Genomic DNA, 19,030 nt, shown 5'->3' with positions numbered 1-19,030 from the left:
AATGCAAGCATTTCATCTTTCTATTTCTCAATATACGTTACAACGATGAAAACTAAGATTTTATTTACAGCGCTTTTCTGTTTTGCCGTGGCGATAGCATCAGCACAAAAATATAGTAAGGTGTATACTACCACCGTTACTAAGGATTATAAGGGCAGTACTTTCTCTTCTGGAAACTCAATTGCTGATAATATTTCTGGAAATACCTCATTCACCTATTTATCTCAAATATTGGCTTCTGAACCTTTGCAAGCTGAATTAGCAAATGAAGAAATGATAACCATATTTACTCCTAACGACGGAGCCTTTAACGCGCTTGAAGAGGAAGAACGCGAAGCATTTTTGAGCGATAAAGAACGTGTAGCTCAATTAGTAAAATCTCACACAGTACCAGGAAGATTAGATGTTAAGGCTATAAAAAAGGCGATTGAAGTAAACAACGGTACCGCGTCTTTTAGAACACTTGCTGGAACAAAATTAAATGCAACGATGAACGGTGAAACTATTATTTTATCTGACGCCGAAGGAAATAAAGCAAAAATAATGGACACTGATTTCTACCATAAAAACGGTTTTTTCCATGTTATTGAGGGCATAGCGTTCAGCACAAAAACTGTTGACAAGCAATAGTACTGTTTAAGACAAAAAAAGTCGGACATTCAAAATTTGAATGTCCGACTTTTTTTGTTTTGAAGCGTTATAAGCTGTTTCGTTATTATCTATCTAGTTTTTCTTTTATTTTCTTTAGTATCCGTTCTTCAAACTCATTTTTCATTGGAGTGTTTTTCCACCATAAAAAATTATTATTAACATCCTTCCAATTTCCCAGATTCAATCCCTCGTTAACGCGAACGAATCCAAAACTAGAGGTCATTTTTGACTTTGCTCTAGTCCAAGTAAAAATAATTTGATTTTTATCAGGATAATAAAAATAGAACTTATACCAATGATTTGAACTATCTTCTTTGCCATCTCTTAATATTGGAAATTTACCACTACTTAATTTGTCTTCACTCGATATGTCTAATTCACTATTATCAGATTTAAATTCTTTAATAATCTTAATTAGATTTTCCTCAGGTATTTCGAATTCATAAACTTCTGCCCTTCCATAACTTCCGGGTGACATTGTCCATGCCATGTAATAAATCGAAATTAAGAATATCAATACTGTTAAACTCCAAATGAATATTTTATTATTTCTAGTCATTTTTACGGAATCTCAAGGTGTTAAATAATTAACAGGAGAATAAGATTGACTTTTTAAATCATAAAACAAAATAAAAATCACGCAGCCTTATCTCAGCGCGGCCCCAAAATCCTTCTCAAAACGCTGTTGAAGCTTAGTCATTACTTTATCAATTTGCTTATCGGTCAAGGTTTTGTTTTCGTCTTGTAGTGTAAAACTCAAGGCATAACTTTTCTTTCCGTCGGGTAAATTTTTACCTGTGTATACATCAAACAGCGTTACCTCTTTTAAAAGTTCGCGTTCTGTTTGCATAGCGGTGATTTTTAATTCGTTAAAGGTTATTGGATCATCCAATAATAACGCAAAATCTCGTTTTACTCTTGGGAATTTTGGAATGGGTTTGACCATCACGTTAGTAGTAGTGATCATTTCTAATACCGAGTCCCAATCAAAATCTGCGAACAATGTTTCCGCTTCAATGCCAAAGTTTTTTGTTGTTTTCCTAGTTATAATCCCTAATGAAACTAATGCTTTCTTGTTATGGCTAAGGGTGATACCTTCAGCAAATAAATCATTTTTCAGTGATTTTTCAGAAATGTCTTTAATTCCTAATCTATTCAGTATTGAAACCACCACACCTTTCAGAAAGTGGAAATCTCCTTTCATAGAAGGATTTTGAATCCAATTATCTTCCGTTTGATTTCCAGAAACTAAAATAGAGAGATGTTTCTTTTCTTCTTTACCATTTGGGAAATTGTGGTAGGTCTTTCCAAACTCAAACAAGCTAATATTAGATTGCCTTCGGTTACTATTGTATGCTAAAGATTGTAAACCACCAAACAACATACTCTGTCGCATTGCTGAAAGTTCATGGCTTAATGGATTCAGTATTTTTATGGTATGTTTAGTACTTAAACCGTCTGTTAACTCGGTAAAATTTGGCGATGTTAGCGAGTTGTTAAGCATCTCATTAAAACCTTGTGCGGCAAGTTGTGAAGCGACTTTATGACTTATTTCGTGATCTTTTATGCCCTGCGTTGTCGCAATTGAAGCATTAAATCTATCACTAGCTTTCACCGTGTTATAGCCATAAACACGAAGGATTTCTTCTATAACGTCTACTTCGCGTGTTACATCATTTCTGTATGCAGGTATGGTCATCCCAATACCAGTTTCAGTAACATTGTTTACTTTGATTTCGAGCGAAGTAAGAATCTTTTTAATCGTTTCTTTTTCAATAGTTTCACCAATTAAAGAAGCCGCCTTGTCATAATTTAAAAATACTTGATGATCTTCAATCTTTTTAGGATATACATCAGTTACTTCACTCGTAATAATTCCGCCAGCCACTTCACAAATTAGTATGGAGGCTCTTTTTAAAGCGTACTCTACACTATTAGGGTCAATACCGCGTTCAAATCTAAAAGAGGCATCCGTATTTAAGCCGTGGCGCTTTGCAGTCTTTCTAATACTTACTGGATTAAAATATGCGCTTTCTAAAAATATATTAGATGTTTTAGACGTAACACCACTATCAATTCCGCCAAAAACCCCTGCAATGCACATCGGTTTATCTGCATTACAAATCATTAGGTCTTCCGCACTTAAGGTGCGTTCCACTCCATCTAGGGTTGTAAATTTAGTGCCTTCAGGAAGTGTTTGAACATTAATTTCGTTTCCAGTAATTTTTGCTGCGTCAAAAGCGTGTAAAGGTTGACCCAGTTCATGAAGCACATAATTGGTAATATCCACAACATTATTAATGGGGGATAAACCTATAGACTTTAATCTATTTTTTAACCACGTAGGCGATTCTTGTACTGTAATTCCGCTAATTGTTACACCCGCATATCTTGGAGCTAAATTATTGTCGTGAACATTGACCTCTATTTTTAAAGTTCGATTTTCGATATTAAAATGAGAGTTAGAAGGCGTTATTAACTCTAAAGATTCGTTCTGCTGCGTCATTCCTGCACGAAGATCCCTTGCGACACCCCAATGACTCATAGCATCTGCACGGTTTGGGGTTAAGCCAATCTCAAAGATTTTATCGTTTTCTACTTCAAACAGTTCACTTGCTTTGGTTCCCGGAGTGGCTTCAGTATCAAGAATCATGATGCCATCATGACCTTTTCCCAGTCCCAATTCATCTTCAGCGCAGATCATACCCATACTTACTTCACCGCGTATCTTACCTTTTTTTATTTTCCAAGGTTTCCTATCACCGTCATACAATGTTGTGCCTACCGTAGCAACCGGTACTTTTTGTCCCACAGCAACGTTGGGTGCTCCACAAACAATTTGTATTGGTTCCCCAGTTCCAATATCAACAGTGGTTATCTTAAGCCTATCTGCATTGGGATGTTTTTCGCAGGTTAACACGTGCCCAATAACTACACCCTCTAGTCCTCCAGGAATTGAAGAGAAAACTTCAATTCCTTCAATTTCTAATCCAAGGTCTGTAAGTAAATCTCCGGTTTTTTCTGCTTCCCAAGTAGTTTTGATGAATTGTTTTAGCCAGTTGTATGAAATCTTCATTATAGTTTTTCTTAAAGAATCGCAAAGATAACAATACCTCGCTTTTTTGTAAGTACTTTTAGTATTTATAGTCTACTTTACAAATAAATAAATAGAGGATGCGAAAATTTGTTTTAATGGCTGTTTTGCTTTTGGTTATTTCCTGTGGAAAAGAGACTCAAACACTAAAAGAAGGCTCTTGGAGAGCAGTACTTACCATTGATGAAGAACGAGAAATCCCTTTTTTAATGAGCTATAAAAAAGACGCAACAATGACCTTTATTAATGCGGAAGAGCGTGTTGAAATTACGGATATAAAATTATTTGGTGACAGTATTTATATAGAACATCCTGTTTTTGAAGGTGTATTTAAAGGTGTTTTCTCTTCTGAAACGATTAACGGAGTTTTCATAAAGCCTAGTCTAGACCGCGTAATGCCATTTTCGATGAAATTTGGAAATGATGCTCGATTCGAAATCCGTTCAGTACCAAATCGTATTATTAATGGGAGTTGGGAGATGGTCTTTTCACCATATTCTAAAACCGAAAAGTACATTGCGAAAGGAATTTTTGTACAAACAGGAAATCGTATTACAGGCACCATAAGAACTACGACCGGTGATTATAGGTATCTTGATGGAGTTTTAGTGAATGATAGTTTGAAACTTTCTTCGTTTGATGGAGCGCACGCGTTCTTATTTGAAGCAAAAGTGACAGATAGTGCCATGAACGGAATGTTTTATAGTGGAAACCATTTTAAAGAGCCTTTCGCAGCTGTTTTAAACAATCAATATGAACTGCCCGCAGCAGATTCGCTCACATTCACAAAAGAAGGATTTGATGTCATCGAATTCACGTTTAATGATACCGAAGGAAATCCTGTTTCTTTGAGTGATGAGCGTTTTAAGAATAAAGTCGTGTTGGTACAAATTATGGGAACTTGGTGTCCAAATTGTCTGGACGAAACAAAATACTTTACGGAATTCTATAAACGATTAAATAGAGATGATTTTGAAATTGTAGCCTTGGCTTTTGAATATGCAAAGACAGAAATTTCAGCAATGAAATCTATTAATAAACTAAAAAAATCCTTAGGCATTCCCTATCCCATTTTATTAGCGCAATCTGGGTCTAGTGATAAGAAAAAGGCAAATGAAAAATTACCAATGCTTAATCACATATTGAGTTACCCCACAACTATTTTTATAGATAAGGAAGGAGAAATAAGACGCATTCATACAGGTTTTAACGGTCCCGCAACAGGGGATGAATATATCAAGTTTGTCGGGGAATTTGAAATTTTTATCAATGAATTACTGGAAGAGGAAATAAAGTGAGGTTTAATGGTTAAGACCTTTTGATCCACGAACATTAACTTCGTTCTTTGTACGAATCAAGACTGGAATATTACCATTGTGTTTTGTTTAGTCTTGGCTCAAAACGGGAAGCAATAAGACGCTTTTTAAAGCCACTTAAATATTGAATGTGCTAAAAGTTCTGCTTTGTGCAGTCTTGGTTGTAAAACGATCAAGGTTCAAAACGCCCTACAGTGGCTTATTTCTTCTTAACCACCCAAATATCTTGAGGTCTCCACTCGTTAGATTCTTGTTTTGTTTCAATATGATCTGCAATTATTGCATTGCTGAACAAATTTTGCATAAATCCTTTTGGTTGAAAGGCAGAGTAGGTGCGGTGTCCTTCCTTTACATTTCCACGTACGACTAAGTTGTTAGCATTGTACGTATCTAATTCTTTGGCAGTTAATTTAGGGATAAAATTTTCTCCTTGTGTTGTTAAAAACATAAAACCATCTTTCTTTAATACGCGATGTAACTCCGCATACCAGTCATAATGCATTTTTTCTGAAAGGTGTGTAAAAATTGAAATACCATAAAGAAGATCAAAGTAATCGTCAGGATAGGGTAGTTTTGCTTCTAAGGTGTTGTTATTAAAGTTAATGTCTTCTATATTTTTTGAGCACCAATCAATCGTTTTTGAGTTATAATCTGTACCGTAATATTCGCAACCATTGCCTACTACTTCGGGCAAATGCCTTATGATTCTTCCGGGTCCACAACCCCAATCCAATATTTTTTTATCCTTTAGCGTGGTATAGTTTTTAAAATGCTCGACCATCCATTTAGCTGAAACAATACCATTAGTGAAGTAGTTATTATAATTCATACCAAAAGATTCGTACACCAAATAATCAGGTGGAAGGACTACATTGGGATGTTTTTTTTTAAAGGCGTTATTCTCCTTTTGGTTTTTAAAACGTTCCACATAGAAACGAACTTTATCGGTTACATATAACAAATTAATGTCTCGTAAGAATTTTGAAACTTTGGATTTTAGCATTGTATATTGCCTTTATAGCGACGCAAATATAAAATTTAGTGATGGAAGTGGCGAATTTTTTACGAAATATAATTCCAGATATTTCGGTATTTAGCCATTTGTAAATAGGTGTTTTTTATAGGCAGATATTGCGGTAGGTCGAGCGAAGGGTCTTCTTTTAAGATTTGAGAAGCGCAAGCACGAGCGATTTTTAAAATTTCGTGATCTCTAATAATATCTGCAATGCGCAAGTTTAAAACACCACTTTGTTGTGTTCCTGTTAGGTCGCCAGGACCTCTTAGTCTAAGATCTACCTCAGCAATTTCAAAACCATCGCTGGTTCGTGTCATTGTTTGAATACGAGTTTTGGCATTTTCAGAAAGCTTGTGACTTGTCATTAAGATGCAATAGCTCTGTTCTGCACCTCTTCCCACGCGACCACGCAATTGGTGTAGTTGTGAGAGTCCAAAACGTTCTGCACTTTCAATAACCATTACAGAAGCATTGGGAACATTAACGCCAACTTCAATAACAGTAGTGGCGACCATAATTTGAGTTTCCTCTTTTATAAAACGGTTCATTTCAAATTCTTTGTCGGCTGGTTTCATTTGACCGTGAACAATAGAAACTTGATACTTGGGCTGCGGAAATTCCCGAACAATACTTTCATAACCATCCATTAAATCTTTGTAATCTAAAACCTCACTTTCTTGTATTAATGGATAGACTATATATACTTGTCTACCTAGTGAAATCTCATCCCTTATAAACCTAAAAACCTTGAGGCGATTGGAGTCAAAACGATGTACCGTTTTAATGTCTTTTCTACCTGGCGGAAGTTCATCAATAACACTACTATCGAGGTCGCCATAAACGCTCATGGCCAAGGTACGCGGGATAGGAGTAGCAGTCATTACAAGAACGTGTGGTGGAAGTTCATTTTTATGCCATAATTTACTGCGTTGCGCCACGCCAAAACGATGTTGCTCATCTATAATGGCAAGCCCTAAGTTTTTAAATTTAACTTTGTCTTCTAGAAGTGCATGTGTTCCAATTAGGATGTCTAAACTCCCATTTTCAAGATTTTCATGGATTACACGTCGTTGTGAAACTTTACTTGAACCTGTTAGCAGTGAAATACTGATTTCCAAATCTTTACATAATTCAAGTAAACCATTATAGTGCTGTACTGACAAAATTTCAGTTGGCGCCATTAAACAGGCTTGAAAACCGTTATCAAGCGCTATTAACATTGACAGGAGTGCTACAATGGTTTTGCCGCTACCTACATCCCCTTGTAAAAGTCTATTCATTTGAGCATTGCTTCCTAAGTCTAGTCTAATTTCTTTGATCACTCTTTTTTGCGCACCCGTCAATTCAAAGGGTAAATGCTCCTTATAAAAGGTGTTAAAATAGTTGCCAATATTTTCAAAAGGATAGCCTTTTATTTTGCTTTTATGGATTAAATTCTTCATCAATAATTGCAATTGGATGTAGAATAATTCTTCAAATTTTAGACGGTATTCTGCCCGTGCCAAGAGGTCTCCACTTTCAGGAAAATGGATGTTGAAAAGCGCTTTGTTTTTAGGAAGTAATTTAAAGGATTCTAGCAATGGTATTGAGAGTGTTTCAACAAAGTTATTTTGGGTCTCTTTGAAGAGGTTTTCCATCAACCCGCTTATCATTCTATTGGTGATATTGGCATTGGTTAATTTTTCGGTAGAGGGATAAATGGGTTGAAGTGCAGAACGTAGTTTTGATTTGTGTTCTTTTAGTGCTTCTATTTCTGGATGTGGCATTGAAAAACTACCATTAAACCATTTTGTTTTTCCGAAGATTACATAGGGTTCATTCAATTTTAAATTGTCTTTAATCCATTTGTGTCCTCTAAACCAAATAAGTTCCATAACGCCGCTTTCATCTCTAAAAGTAGCAACGAGTCTTTTTCCTCGTTTTTGCTCTACCATTTTGATGTGCGTAATTTTCCCAATTAGCTGTACATCTGCGTTATTGCGCTGCAATTCTTGGATTTTGTAATATTTGGTTCGGTCTAAATACCTATTGGGAAAGAGGTTTAAAAGATCTTGAAAGGTGTGGATTTCCAATTCTTTTTTTAGCAAACCTGCCCTATGTTGGCCTACGCCTTTAAGATATTCTATGGGAGTTTGCAGGAAATTGGGTTTCATTTTTATAAGTATGTTTAAAGGTATGCGTTTTTCGTACAACGAATTTAGTTAAATTGGCAGATAAATTGATAGCTCTGTTTTATGAAGTACATATTGCTTTTTATTATTCCCTTTTTTACAACTGCACAACAAACCGAAACGGTTGATTTTACAAGAATTACCGCAACAATAACACCAGATGCAATTTCAAAAAAAGTTACTGGAAATGTTGAAGTAACATTTTTAATTAAAAAAAATACAGACAAGGTATATCTTGATGCAATTAATACTGCGCATCCCAGTAGGGAGTTTGTAAATGATGCCGTTGTGGAATTGTACTATACGGAAGATAAGATTTGGTTTCACTCCAATTTTGAGAAGGGCTATGAATACACGGTTGCTTTTGACTATGTCGCTTATCCAAAACAAACGCTTTATTTTACGGGTGATCAAATTTGGACACAAGGACAAGGAAAGTATACATCGCATTGGCTTCCTAGTATTGATGACATGAATGATAAGATTGAATTTGATTTAAAAATAAAGACGACAAATGATAAAACAGTAATTGCTAATGGAAAGCTCAAAGAGATCATAAATCAAGCATCAATAATAACGCAATTAAAGAAGCTTAATCCAATCATAGCTAATGATTCTACCCTTGTGAACAAATTATCTAAACCTACCAATGAATCACTATGGGTATTTGATATGGAACAGCCTATGTCTAGTTATCTAGTAGCATTTGTTTTAGGTGACTTTCAGCGAGGGCAAGAATTCTCTGAAAATGGCACCAAGCTTTATACCTTTATAAAACCTGAAGATTCTCTCAAAGCAGAACCCACCTATCGTTATACAAAACAAATTTTTGATTTTATGGAAGCTGAAATTGGTGTTCTATATCCCTGGCAAGATTATAAACAAGTGCCAGTTAGAGATTTTTTATATGCAGGAATGGAAAACACAAGCTGCACGATATTTTCAGAAGCTTTTGTGGTTGATGAAATAGGTTTTAATGACCGAAATTTTGTAAACGTTAATGCACACGAGTTGGCGCACCAATGGTTTGGCAATTTAGTAACCGAAACTTCTGGAGAACATCATTGGTTGCACGAGGGGTTTGCAACGTTCTATGCATTGTTTGCAGAAAGAGAGCTCTTTGGAGACGAATATTACTACTGGAAACTATTTCAAAGTGCTGAAAGTTTACAAGCATTAAGCAATGAAGGCAAAGGGCAGTCGCTCTTAAACCCAAAGGCGAGCTCGCTTACGTTTTATGAAAAAGGGGCCTGGGCATTACATATCTTGCGAGAACGTATTGGGGATGATGCATTTAAAATGGCAGTACATCAATACTTAGAAACTCATAAATTTAAGAATGTAACTACGGCAGATTTCTTAGAAGCTGTTCGCGCAAATACACTCATAAATATAGATGCTTGGGAACAAGATTGGTTATTACAAACTGCTTTTAAAAGTGAACAAGCCTATTCCTCTTTGAAATCGTCAACGTTTATGAATGATTATTTTGAAGTGGCAGCGTTGCGTGCTTCTGCGTTAAAAGATAAATATAGAGTACTAGAGCGCGTACTTACATTTCCTAACGATTATATAGGACAAGAAGCCGTGTATCAACTTGCATTGGAGCCTATTGAAACAACAATTCCATTATATAAAAAGGCATTTGAAAGTAATAATATCTTGGTGCGACAGGCAATTGCAGTTTCTTTTGAAGGAGCAGTTCCACAATCGTTGCAAGCGAATTTTGAATCACTTTTAAAAGATGAAAGTTATGTTACCCGAGAAGCCGCCTTGTTGTTATTGCGCAATGCATTTCCTCAGAAAATAAATGCCTATTTGGAGATTACCAGAGGTGAAATAGGATTCCAGGATAAAAACTTACGCCAGATCTGGTTGGTTTTGGCCTTGCTAAAAGAGGGGTACGAAACGACTAATAAAGAAAAATTTAAAAAAGAATTGAATGAATATACATCTCAAGCTTTCGGATTTCAGGTTAGAGAAAAGGCGTTTGAATATGTGGCGTATTTAGATATTTGGAACGAAAACTCTATTAAGTCTTTAGTGAATGCGTGTACACATCATTTTTGGCGCTTTAGGGATAGTTCGCGCGCCATTTTAGAAGCAGTAATCAAAAATGGGAACTATTCAAAAATCATAAAAAAAGGATATCTGCAATTTTCTGCTTCAGAAAAGGAATATCTTACACGTATAAAATTTGAGATATGAGGGCGTTGGTGATTTCAGGGGGTGGCAGTAAAGGTGCCTTTGCAGGTGGTGTTGCGCAATATCTAATAGAAAATCTCAGTCACGAATATGATCTTTTTGTTGGCACGAGTACTGGGAGTTTGCTTATTTCGCATTTGGCCTTACACAAAGTAGAAAAGATAAAGGAAATCTATACTTCGGTGAATCAAAATAGTATTTTTAGTAGCTGTCCTTTTGTTGTTAAAAAAGCAAAGCATGGCGGAAAAGAGATTGGCATCAACCATTTTAATGTGCTAAAAAATTTTATAAAGGGCAGTAAAACTTTCGGCGAAAGTCAAAATCTTCGCAAACTCATTGGAAGAGTTTTTACAGAAGAAGAATTCAAACAACTAAAAGATGGGCCAAAAGAAATAGTGGTAACAGTATCTAATTTATCCATGAATCAAGTGGAGTATAAATCCATCAATGATTTTGAGTATCACGATTTTTTGGATTGGATTTGGATTTCTTGCAATTATGTGCCTTTTATGAGCTTGGTAAAAAAAGGTGGCTGTGATTATGCCGATGGGGGTTTTGGGAGTATGGTGCCCATCGAAGAAGCTTTAAAACGAGGTGCTACCGAGGTTGATGTCATCATTTTGGAGACTGACGTGACTTACTATAATAAATTACCTGTAAAAAATGTTTTTTCTTTATTAACGTCTATTCACGGGTATATGTTAGATCGTGTTGAAAAGCAGAATATACGTATTGGAAAGTATGTTGCAGCAAACCGTGATGCCATTATTAATTTGTATTACACACCAACAGTCTTAACAATTAATTCGTTAATTTTTAATAAAAAGGATATGACGCGTTGGTGGGAAAAGGGTTTTATATATGCAAAGGAAAAAAACGAAGGCCTTAATGAAACAAAAGTTGATGAACCTAAAGAGTAAGCGGTTTTTAGCAGCAATTTGCAGTAACAGTTTACAGTGTTAAAAATAAAATAACAAAGTATTAAAAAAGTCCTACTTGCCCCCTAGGCAGGAATAGCTCAATTTTATTTTGGTTTTCGATTTCAAAAAGTCCCCCTACCTAATTTCGAGTATGCCATTTTCTGTTTTAGTATTAATTTATAGCCGCTAGGGGAAAGAGCTTAACTTTTAGTGTTTCAACTTCATCTTCAATTTCGACTAAACTATTTTGCATAAAAAAAGTGCCTCTTTTTCAAGAGACACTTTTAAAGCTAGTAATTATTAATTGGCTTATTCAATAATTAATTTAGAGGTAAACACTTGATTGTCCTTGGCTGTAATTTGAACCAAATACATTCCCGCTGCTAATGATGATACATCAAGTTGTTTCGATCTACTTCCATCAACCTGCTGGTTCATTGCTTGTTTTCCTTCCGTAGTAAAAACAACAATAGTACTAATGTCCTGATCTAAAAGTGAAACCGTAACCATGTTTCTTGCAGGGTTAGGATATACCTTTACAGCTGCTAGATTAGAATTACCATTAAAGGGAGTTTCTAAAATCCGGTTCGCTCCAGTTTCTTGCGTTCTGCTGCCAATAGTTGAACTGAAAGTTCCCAACCAGCTTCTTATCCAAGCAAGATCTGCATCATTAGAATCTAATGATATGTTAGCCATTCGGTTGTTATAAACAATCTGGTAAGTCAACCCATCATCTACACAATCTTCACAACAGCTTGGCGTGGTCATACCTATCAAGTACAGCGTGTTTTGAGCAAATGGATATACTGGGAAGTTGGTAGTTAAATCCCAAGTTGCACTTCCGGCGCCAGAACCGTTAAAAATATTATGCCCTGCGTTATTTCCCCATCCATAAGGAGCGCTTGTATCCATGTTCCAAGTGCCACCTGTAGTATCAAGTAAAGTGATTACCCACCAGAAATAAGGCTCGTCACATGCTTCTTGATCATAAGGTAGTATATCATCACTGGTAGCAATTGTATTTATAGATCCAGTAATTTGTTGTGGATTACTTTGATGTAGTACTGAGATTGCCAATTCGGGATCGATTAATTCGCTTACTGCGATATCGTCAATAGCAAGATCATTACCGTCACCTAAGCTATCTTCTTTTAGCGTGATTTTAAAATCCATGTCTTCACCACCTCTAAAGCAAAAACTAATTGTTTGCCAATCACAAGGATCGTTGGGATCCACATCTATTATGGCAGTAGCGCTATATCCTGTATTGGTTGTAATTTCTATCTTCGGTAGTATATCAAAGGTACATTGTGGCATGTTTTTAAAGTTTGCGCAAAAGCGGTATTCTTTTTCTCCGTCTAGATTTAGGGATTTTCTCCATATTTCGCTGGTGGTTCCTGCTGGTTGAGTTGTTTTACCATTTACCAGTAAAAACTTATCATTGGTGCTGTATAGTGTAGGATCCTCACAAAAGGAATGATCTGTAATGTTTGCTCCAAAAGCCGCTGCAGATGTCGTTACGTCATATTGTCCAGGCAAGGTTGCGCCATTTTGCGTATAGTCGCTCCCAAAACCAGTATTTCCGTATTCAAAGTTTCCGTTTTGAACGAGGTTATCGCTTTCATCACAGCAGTATGAACCGTCTGGAGTTGGTGGTTCTTCAGTAAAAGTACTGTCACAATCTTGACTTATACATACATTGTCTATCCCAAAACGCTCATCTCCACCATCAACATCTACGTAGTACCCTATTGATCCTACGTTTTGTAACAATGCATCCCATGCTGCGGCACCGCCTGTGCTTATAACCCATTGTCCATCACTATTTCCTGGAAGATTTCCAGCGCTATCACTTAGACCTACTGGAGCGCAAATTCGAACCCAGCCTCTAGAAGGATCTATAGGAATGTTAAGTTGAAAAACAGCATTTACCGATGAAGAAAGTGGGTCTGTGCCATCGTAAATACGTAATGAACTCCCATTTAGGATTCCTGATGTTACTAAAAATGTTCTAAAATCATAGCAAAAGCACCCTTCTTCTTGTGTCATTTCTATCCAATTTCCAGAAAAATCTGACGAATTAAATATAAAACTACCTCCATTAGAGCAAGCACCATCGTCCATGTATAAGTAGGTGTCTCCTGCTCCGTTTTGACTGTTGTTTTGCGTGTAATTGATACCCGTGTTTATGGTGCCCCAATTATTTAGTATATTATATTCTGCTATTCCAGGGCATCCAACACCGCCAACAGATGAGGTAGGTTGGTATTGATCAAATGGCTCGCAAAACCCTTGCTGCGCAATTACAGTTAAGGAGGTTAGCAGAAATAATCCTACCAATCCAAAAATTCTTTTAAAGTTAAAATTTGTTTTCATAATTAAACTGTTTTAAGATTACCTACTCTTTTTGTTTTGGCTTTTCGGTTTCCGCCTTGCAATTGTTTTATTATTGCCGGGGCAAAGTTTGTGAATGTTGGTCGTTTTAGTTCAGGTTATTTAATTGAAAATGAGACGGTTGTAGGTCCCTTTTAAAAAGGGGTGTGTACTCCTATTGGATACTCCCAAGGAATTGTACATTTACAGTAATCATTAACAAAACAAAACAACCCATGAAAAATGTAAATCGTTACTTATTGAGATTATCAGCTGTTTTTTTAGTCTCACTGTTTTTGACTTCTTGTGTATGTGAAGATTGTGTCCCAGCTTCTCATTTAGAGGAACCTGTAAAAATAATTTCGCTAAAACAGGCGAAGAATATGTATGATATCTACACAGATAGGAAAGTTGGAGCTCTAAAGGAAATGGAATTGCGTGATGGAACCGTAGCAGATTATAACCCAACCCGCTATGTTCAGTATAGTTTTGAAGAAATGAAACATTATTTGAATTATATAGAAAGTGAATCGAGTAAGGCTGGAATAACTGTAGAAAACTTAAGAATCTATTTTGGTGCGTACCCAGAATCTGGTGATTTTCCTAGTGGAGACCCCGCACGTTACAGCAGACAAAATTCAATTTTTATTTTGCCAACAACAATGCACAGTGGAATGCAAAAAGGCTTTTATACTACAGGGGCAGAAAATAAAAAAGAACGCTATGCGGTCTATTTGAGGGATTATGATGGAGATTTAAGTAAAATGGATGGTAGAAGGAGAATGAAAGAATTTAAGGGCTCATTATTGAGTACCACTTTATTTCAGAAAGATTCAATTCCTGATGACCGTAGTCTTATATTAAATGATGGCCAAGTTATACCCCCACCAGAGCAGAATACTGATATGGACGGAAGGAAAGGTAAGAAATGATGGCCAACCCATAAATGGATATAGAGCAAATATTATATATTCAGGAACAAACTTATATGATACTTTACGCAGTAGCGTCACTCATCGCTCTGTGGAAGTATAAATATTACAAAGATACTGCGCTCAAATATTTTATCGTTTTCTTGTTTTTCGCATTGTTTATAGAGTGGATGGGACTTTATATTGGTAAGAAATATGGCTCTAATGCATTGCTTTATAATATCTATTATCTATTTTACTTTTTTTACATAATCTATCTATTTAAGGAAGCTGTACATTTTTCAAAATTTAAAAAATACATCAGTATTTGTTTGTGTTTTTTCTTTGTAGTGTATATATATTCAATGTTTACCATAGATTTCACCAAAAAAATAACTACTTGGTCCTATGTTACGGGTGGTTTATTTTCGATAATTGCGATTGTTTTCTACTATTTAGATCTATTAAAATCTGATAGGGTTATAACTATAAAGTCAAATACTTTGTTCTGGATTAGTTTAGGTTTTTTATTGTTTTTTGTAGGTTATATTCCAATAAAGATTATTAAAAATGGAATTTATAATCTGCAGCTGATACAGTCATATAATTTATTGCACCGAACCTTAATAATAATAATGAATTTATGCTTTATAGTTGGATTTTTAATAGCGAAACCGAAATTGTCACAATCACAATTATAGGTGTTTCATTACTACTTGTCTTGGTAATTGTTGTGTTACTTTTAGTATTCGTAAATCGAAAAAATACACTTGTTCAAGAAAAACAACAGGCAAAAGAAGATTTTGAAACTGAATTGGCAGAGTCTCAAATTGAAATTAGGGAAAACACATTGCGAAATATTAGTTGGGAGCTGCACGACAATATTGGCCAATTACTTACGCTTGCAAAAATACAAGCACAATCGGTAAAGGAAAACCCTGAACGCATAGACGAGGTAGTGGAAACGATAGGTACGGGATTAAACGAGTTGAGAGCATTATCAAAACTTATCAACCCTGAAATATTAAAAAACCTATCTATTACAGAAGCCGTGCAAATGGAGCTTGATCGTTTTAATAGGCTAGGCGTTATTAAAGGAAGTTTAAAATCGATAGGAGATGCTCAAAGCATTAATGCTGAATACGAAATTATCTTGTTTAGGATCTTACAAGAGTTTTTTTCAAATACAATTAAACACGCAAAAGCTACAGAACTAAATGTAGAAATTGTTTTTAATAGTTTTATTAAAATTACCGCACACGACAATGGCGTCGGTTTTACTGAAGATGGAAATCATGACGGTATTGGTTTACAGAACATGAAAAACAGAGCAAAAATTATTGGTGCTATATTAAATATTCATTCAAAAAAAGATGCAGGTACTACGCTAGTAATTGAGTATTATCCATCAAAATAATTTATAATATGAGTAAATACACAGTTGTTGTTGTTGATGATCACGTTTTGTTGTCTCAGGCTATAAGTGGATTGGTGAATGATTTCAAGAATTTTGAAACTAGTTATATCTGTAAAAATGGTCAGGAACTTTTAGACAAATGTAAGAATTCTTCCTTTGTTCCAGATGTAGTATTGATGGATGTAAATATGCCTATATTAAATGGTATTGAAACGACCAAAATCCTAAAACAACAATTTCCAGAAGTTAAAGTATTGGCACTTTCGGTGGAAGAAAACGAGACTACTATCTTAAAAATGCTGCGAGCTGGAGCTAGAGGTTATTTATTAAAAGACACAAAGAAAGATATATTAGAAAATGCCTTGGAGGAGATTATAGATAAAGGTTTCTACCATACGAACACGGTTACTAATTTATTGATAAATTCTCTCCATCCTGCGGCGAAGAGTACAGCGCTCAAGGAGAGAGAAATAACCTTTTTAGAACATGCGTGTACTGAGATGACGTATAAAGAAATCGCAGAAAAAATGTTTTTGAGTCCTAAGACGATTGAAGGGTATAGAGATTCAGTTTACGAAAAATTACAGATAAAAAACCGAATTGGATTGGTGCTTTTTGCAATTAAAGAAGGGTATTTTAAACCTTAATACAATTCAGAAATTTCCTTCTTTATATATGCCAATGCTTTTTGAGAAGGGGTGATTTCTCCCATAAAATGATTTAAAACGGTTTCACGAAGTTTATCTGCTGAATCGATTTTTTCATTCATTGCTGTTTGTCTAATTAACTGTATCGTTGCATTTTTAGTAGTTTTAATCACATTCCAAGATTCCGCTGAAAGGTAAATTTGTTGTGTTAGATTGTGATCATATTCAGTTTCAATATTTTGGATCAAATCATTTTCATAGGCTTCTAAATCGTTGTTTCTTGGCTTAACGCGTATCAATAATCTATTTGGATCTATTCTTTCCAATAAGAGTGTAACACGCTCATAGGCTTGTAATCTTAGCGGTAAAACCTTACTCTGAGCATCTTTGTGGATCAAAAATCTACGACGTCCTTCTTCATTATCTGTATGTGTTTTGAAAAATAGATAAGCAACAACGCCAACGATAATGGCAGATAATAGGGATGCAAAATAGGGGAGTAACGCTTGAATTTCCATAAGGTGTTTTAATGATTTGTATTTGGGGATAACAATGCTAAGATTAAATTATTGTTTAAATTGATAATTAGAGTTAAGAAGCGCTATTTTAATCGATAAAAGTGATATAAACACGCTCCTTAAAAGAGGCGCCATCTAGTTATTTTTTTTAATTTTTGGATTTAAGAGTTTTTATTCTAGTATCTCACTTCTTCATTTTTAAGTGCGTTTTTAACAATTTTCTTTTCTGTTTTCACTTCGTATTCTCCACCTAAATGTGGACAAGACTGTAAAGAATCTGTTCCGTTAAAAGACACCTTTACTTTGTTGTAGTTAAACACATCTGCTAATGTATTAATCATGTTTTTATCTCCTGTAGAAATTTCTACATCATCCATGGTAAATTGAGAAGGATGCTCATAACCTGCAGCGTGGGTCATTTCTAAAAGTTCTTTTCTGAAATTTTTAAAGTAATAATGAGCTCTAACTGATTTTTCATCAACATTAATTCCCATCTGTTTCCATTTGTTTTGGGTTGCAACACCGCTAGGGCATTCGTTTGTGTGACAAAGTTGTGCTTGGATACAACCTATGGATAGCATCGCTTCGCGAGCAACGTTTATACAATCTACGCCCATCGAAAATGCCATGACTGCTTTTGCAGGAAAACCTAATTTCCCGCTTCCAATAAACACAACACGATCACTAAGCTTGTATTTTTTGAAAATTTGGTAGATAGCAGAAAAACCGTAAACCCAAGGTAGGGCGACGTGATCGGCAAAACTTGGAGGTGCAGCACCCGTTCCTCCTTCGCCACCATCAATAGTAATAAAATCTGGTCCTTTTCCCGTGGCTGCCATTTTTGAAGCGAGTTTTTCCCAATCTTCTAATTTCCCAATGGCGGCTTTAATGCCTACGGGTAGTCCTGTAGTTTCTGCGATATCTTCAACAAAGTCTATGAGGCCATCAACTCCCTTAAATGCAGCGTGCGTTGGCGGGGAGAGCACATCTTTTCCTTGAGGTACATTTCTAATTTTGGCAATTTCAGCGGTTATTTTTGACCCTGGTAAGACACCGCCTTTTCCTGGTTTAGCTCCTTGTGAAAGTTTAACTTCGACGGCACGAACTTGGGGATTGCTTGATGTTAATTCTTTTATCATTTCCATAGAGAAATTCCCATCATTGTCGCGTACGCCAAAATAACCCGTTCCAAAATGAAAAATGACATCGCCACCTAGCTTATGATAGGGAGAAAGTCCTCCTTCTCCGGTATTGTGATAAGCGTGTGATAATTTGCAGCCAATATTAAAAGATTCCACCGCACGTGCAGAAAGTGATCCAAAACTCATAGCAGATACGTTAATAACACTCGCAGGTCTAAAAGGGCGCTTTCTTCTTCCTTTCCCCATTACTTTAGCACAGGCCAAAAAGTAAGGGTCCTTATGATTGGCGTGATTGTCTTCAACCTTAAATGGCATCATTGCATTTTTAACAAAAATGTAGTTCGCTGCATAGATGTCTCGATCTGTACCAAACCCTTCATAGTTATTTTCATTTTTTGACGAAGCATAGATCCATCCGCGCTCAATACGATTAAAAGGAAGTTCTTCCCGATTGTTAGCTACAATATACTGGCGCAATTCTGGTCCAATACTTTCTAGCATATATCTAAAATGCCCAACAATAGGAAAGTTGTGCAATATCGTATGTTTCTTCTGAAGAACGTCATATAAAAATACGATTACCAAAACTGTAATAATCCAAGCCCACCAAGGGATATTTCCTAAAAATTCAAATATGTTTTCCATAAAAA

14 protein-coding genes are annotated in these 19,030 nt (G+C 35.7%); 7 read left to right on the top strand and 7 right to left on the bottom strand.

From position 1 onward, the window contains the following. The first annotated feature begins 45 nt into the window (after positions 1 to 45). Positions 46 to 630 carry a fasciclin domain-containing protein gene (locus tag ABXT67_RS16070; RefSeq protein ID WP_415375044.1) on the top strand — a complete coding sequence of 195 codons (585 nt, stop codon included), beginning with the start codon at positions 46 to 48 and terminating at the stop codon, positions 628 to 630. Between the two features lie 85 nt (positions 631 to 715). On the opposite strand, the gene ABXT67_RS16065 is transcribed toward ABXT67_RS16070, so the two are convergent. Both ABXT67_RS16065 and pheT read right to left on the bottom strand, forming a co-directional pair. After that, the gene (locus tag ABXT67_RS16065; RefSeq protein ID WP_415375043.1) at positions 716 to 1,210 is read right to left on the bottom strand and encodes a hypothetical protein; all 495 of its coding nucleotides are present in this window, start codon (positions 1,208 to 1,210) and stop codon (positions 716 to 718) included. A gap of 87 nt (positions 1,211 to 1,297) precedes the next feature. Continuing rightward, positions 1,298 to 3,727 (bottom strand): phenylalanine--tRNA ligase subunit beta, encoded by a 2,430-nt coding sequence (gene pheT, locus ABXT67_RS16060; RefSeq protein ID WP_415375042.1) that lies wholly within the window; start codon positions 3,725 to 3,727, stop codon positions 1,298 to 1,300. Between the two features lie 98 nt (positions 3,728 to 3,825). Between pheT and ABXT67_RS16055 the strand changes: the two genes are divergently transcribed. After that, entirely contained in the window at positions 3,826 to 5,043 is a 1,218-nt protein-coding gene (locus tag ABXT67_RS16055) for a peroxiredoxin family protein (protein ID WP_415375041.1), read from the top strand. A 217-nt stretch (positions 5,044 to 5,260) separates the two neighbouring features. Here ABXT67_RS16055 and ABXT67_RS16050 read toward each other — a convergent pair whose 3' ends face one another. After that, positions 5,261 to 6,064: a class I SAM-dependent methyltransferase gene (locus ABXT67_RS16050; protein ID WP_415375040.1), complete on the bottom strand. Its 804-nt coding sequence runs from the start codon at positions 6,062 to 6,064 to the stop codon at positions 5,261 to 5,263. A 59-nt stretch (positions 6,065 to 6,123) separates the two neighbouring features. Beyond that, positions 6,124 to 8,229 carry an ATP-dependent DNA helicase RecG gene (gene recG, locus ABXT67_RS16045; RefSeq protein WP_415375039.1) on the bottom strand — a complete coding sequence of 702 codons (2,106 nt, stop codon included), beginning with the start codon at positions 8,227 to 8,229 and terminating at the stop codon, positions 6,124 to 6,126. A gap of 81 nt (positions 8,230 to 8,310) precedes the next feature. Between recG and ABXT67_RS16040 the strand changes: the two genes are divergently transcribed. Beyond that, on the top strand, positions 8,311 to 10,455 hold the full coding sequence (locus ABXT67_RS16040) for a M1 family metallopeptidase (protein WP_415375038.1): 2,145 nt from the start codon (positions 8,311 to 8,313) through the stop codon (positions 10,453 to 10,455). Continuing rightward, positions 10,452 to 11,372: a patatin-like phospholipase family protein gene (locus ABXT67_RS16035; RefSeq protein ID WP_415375037.1), complete on the top strand. Its 921-nt coding sequence runs from the start codon at positions 10,452 to 10,454 to the stop codon at positions 11,370 to 11,372. The genes ABXT67_RS16040 and ABXT67_RS16035 overlap by 4 nt, the downstream gene beginning before the upstream one ends. A gap of 309 nt (positions 11,373 to 11,681) precedes the next feature. On the opposite strand, the gene ABXT67_RS16030 is transcribed toward ABXT67_RS16035, so the two are convergent. After that, positions 11,682 to 13,748 (bottom strand): T9SS type A sorting domain-containing protein, encoded by a 2,067-nt coding sequence (locus ABXT67_RS16030; protein WP_415375036.1) that lies wholly within the window; start codon positions 13,746 to 13,748, stop codon positions 11,682 to 11,684. Positions 13,749 to 13,981: 233 nt separating this feature from the next. On the opposite strand from ABXT67_RS16030, the gene ABXT67_RS16025 reads away from it, so the two are divergent. The 3 genes from ABXT67_RS16025 to ABXT67_RS16015 all read left to right on the top strand — a co-directional run bounded on the left by ABXT67_RS16025 (position 13,982) and on the right by ABXT67_RS16015 (position 16,720). Next, positions 13,982 to 14,677 carry a hypothetical protein gene (locus ABXT67_RS16025; RefSeq protein WP_415375035.1) on the top strand — a complete coding sequence of 232 codons (696 nt, stop codon included), beginning with the start codon at positions 13,982 to 13,984 and terminating at the stop codon, positions 14,675 to 14,677. A 622-nt stretch (positions 14,678 to 15,299) separates the two neighbouring features. Further along, a complete protein-coding gene (locus ABXT67_RS16020; RefSeq protein WP_415375034.1) occupies positions 15,300 to 16,073 on the top strand; it encodes a sensor histidine kinase in 774 nt (257 codons plus the stop codon). Positions 16,074 to 16,081: 8 nt separating this feature from the next. Further along, complete coding sequence (locus ABXT67_RS16015; protein ID WP_415375033.1) at positions 16,082 to 16,720, top strand: response regulator; 639 nt, start codon at positions 16,082 to 16,084, stop codon at positions 16,718 to 16,720. Here ABXT67_RS16015 and ABXT67_RS16010 read toward each other — a convergent pair. Both ABXT67_RS16010 and ABXT67_RS16005 read right to left on the bottom strand, forming a co-directional pair. After that, positions 16,717 to 17,238: a hypothetical protein gene (locus ABXT67_RS16010; RefSeq protein ID WP_415375032.1), complete on the bottom strand. Its 522-nt coding sequence runs from the start codon at positions 17,236 to 17,238 to the stop codon at positions 16,717 to 16,719. The two genes, ABXT67_RS16015 and ABXT67_RS16010, sit on opposite strands and share 4 nt — an antisense overlap. A 176-nt stretch (positions 17,239 to 17,414) precedes the next feature. After that, positions 17,415 to 19,025 carry an FMN-binding glutamate synthase family protein gene (locus ABXT67_RS16005; protein WP_415375031.1) on the bottom strand — a complete coding sequence of 537 codons (1,611 nt, stop codon included), beginning with the start codon at positions 19,023 to 19,025 and terminating at the stop codon, positions 17,415 to 17,417. Positions 19,026 to 19,030 lie beyond the last annotated feature (5 nt).

Origin of the sequence: Patiriisocius sp. Uisw_017 (genome assembly GCF_047731265.1) — a bacterium.
Taxonomy (GTDB): Bacteria; Bacteroidota; Bacteroidia; order Flavobacteriales; family Flavobacteriaceae; genus Patiriisocius.
This window is presented reverse-complemented; position numbering and strand designations above follow the sequence as displayed.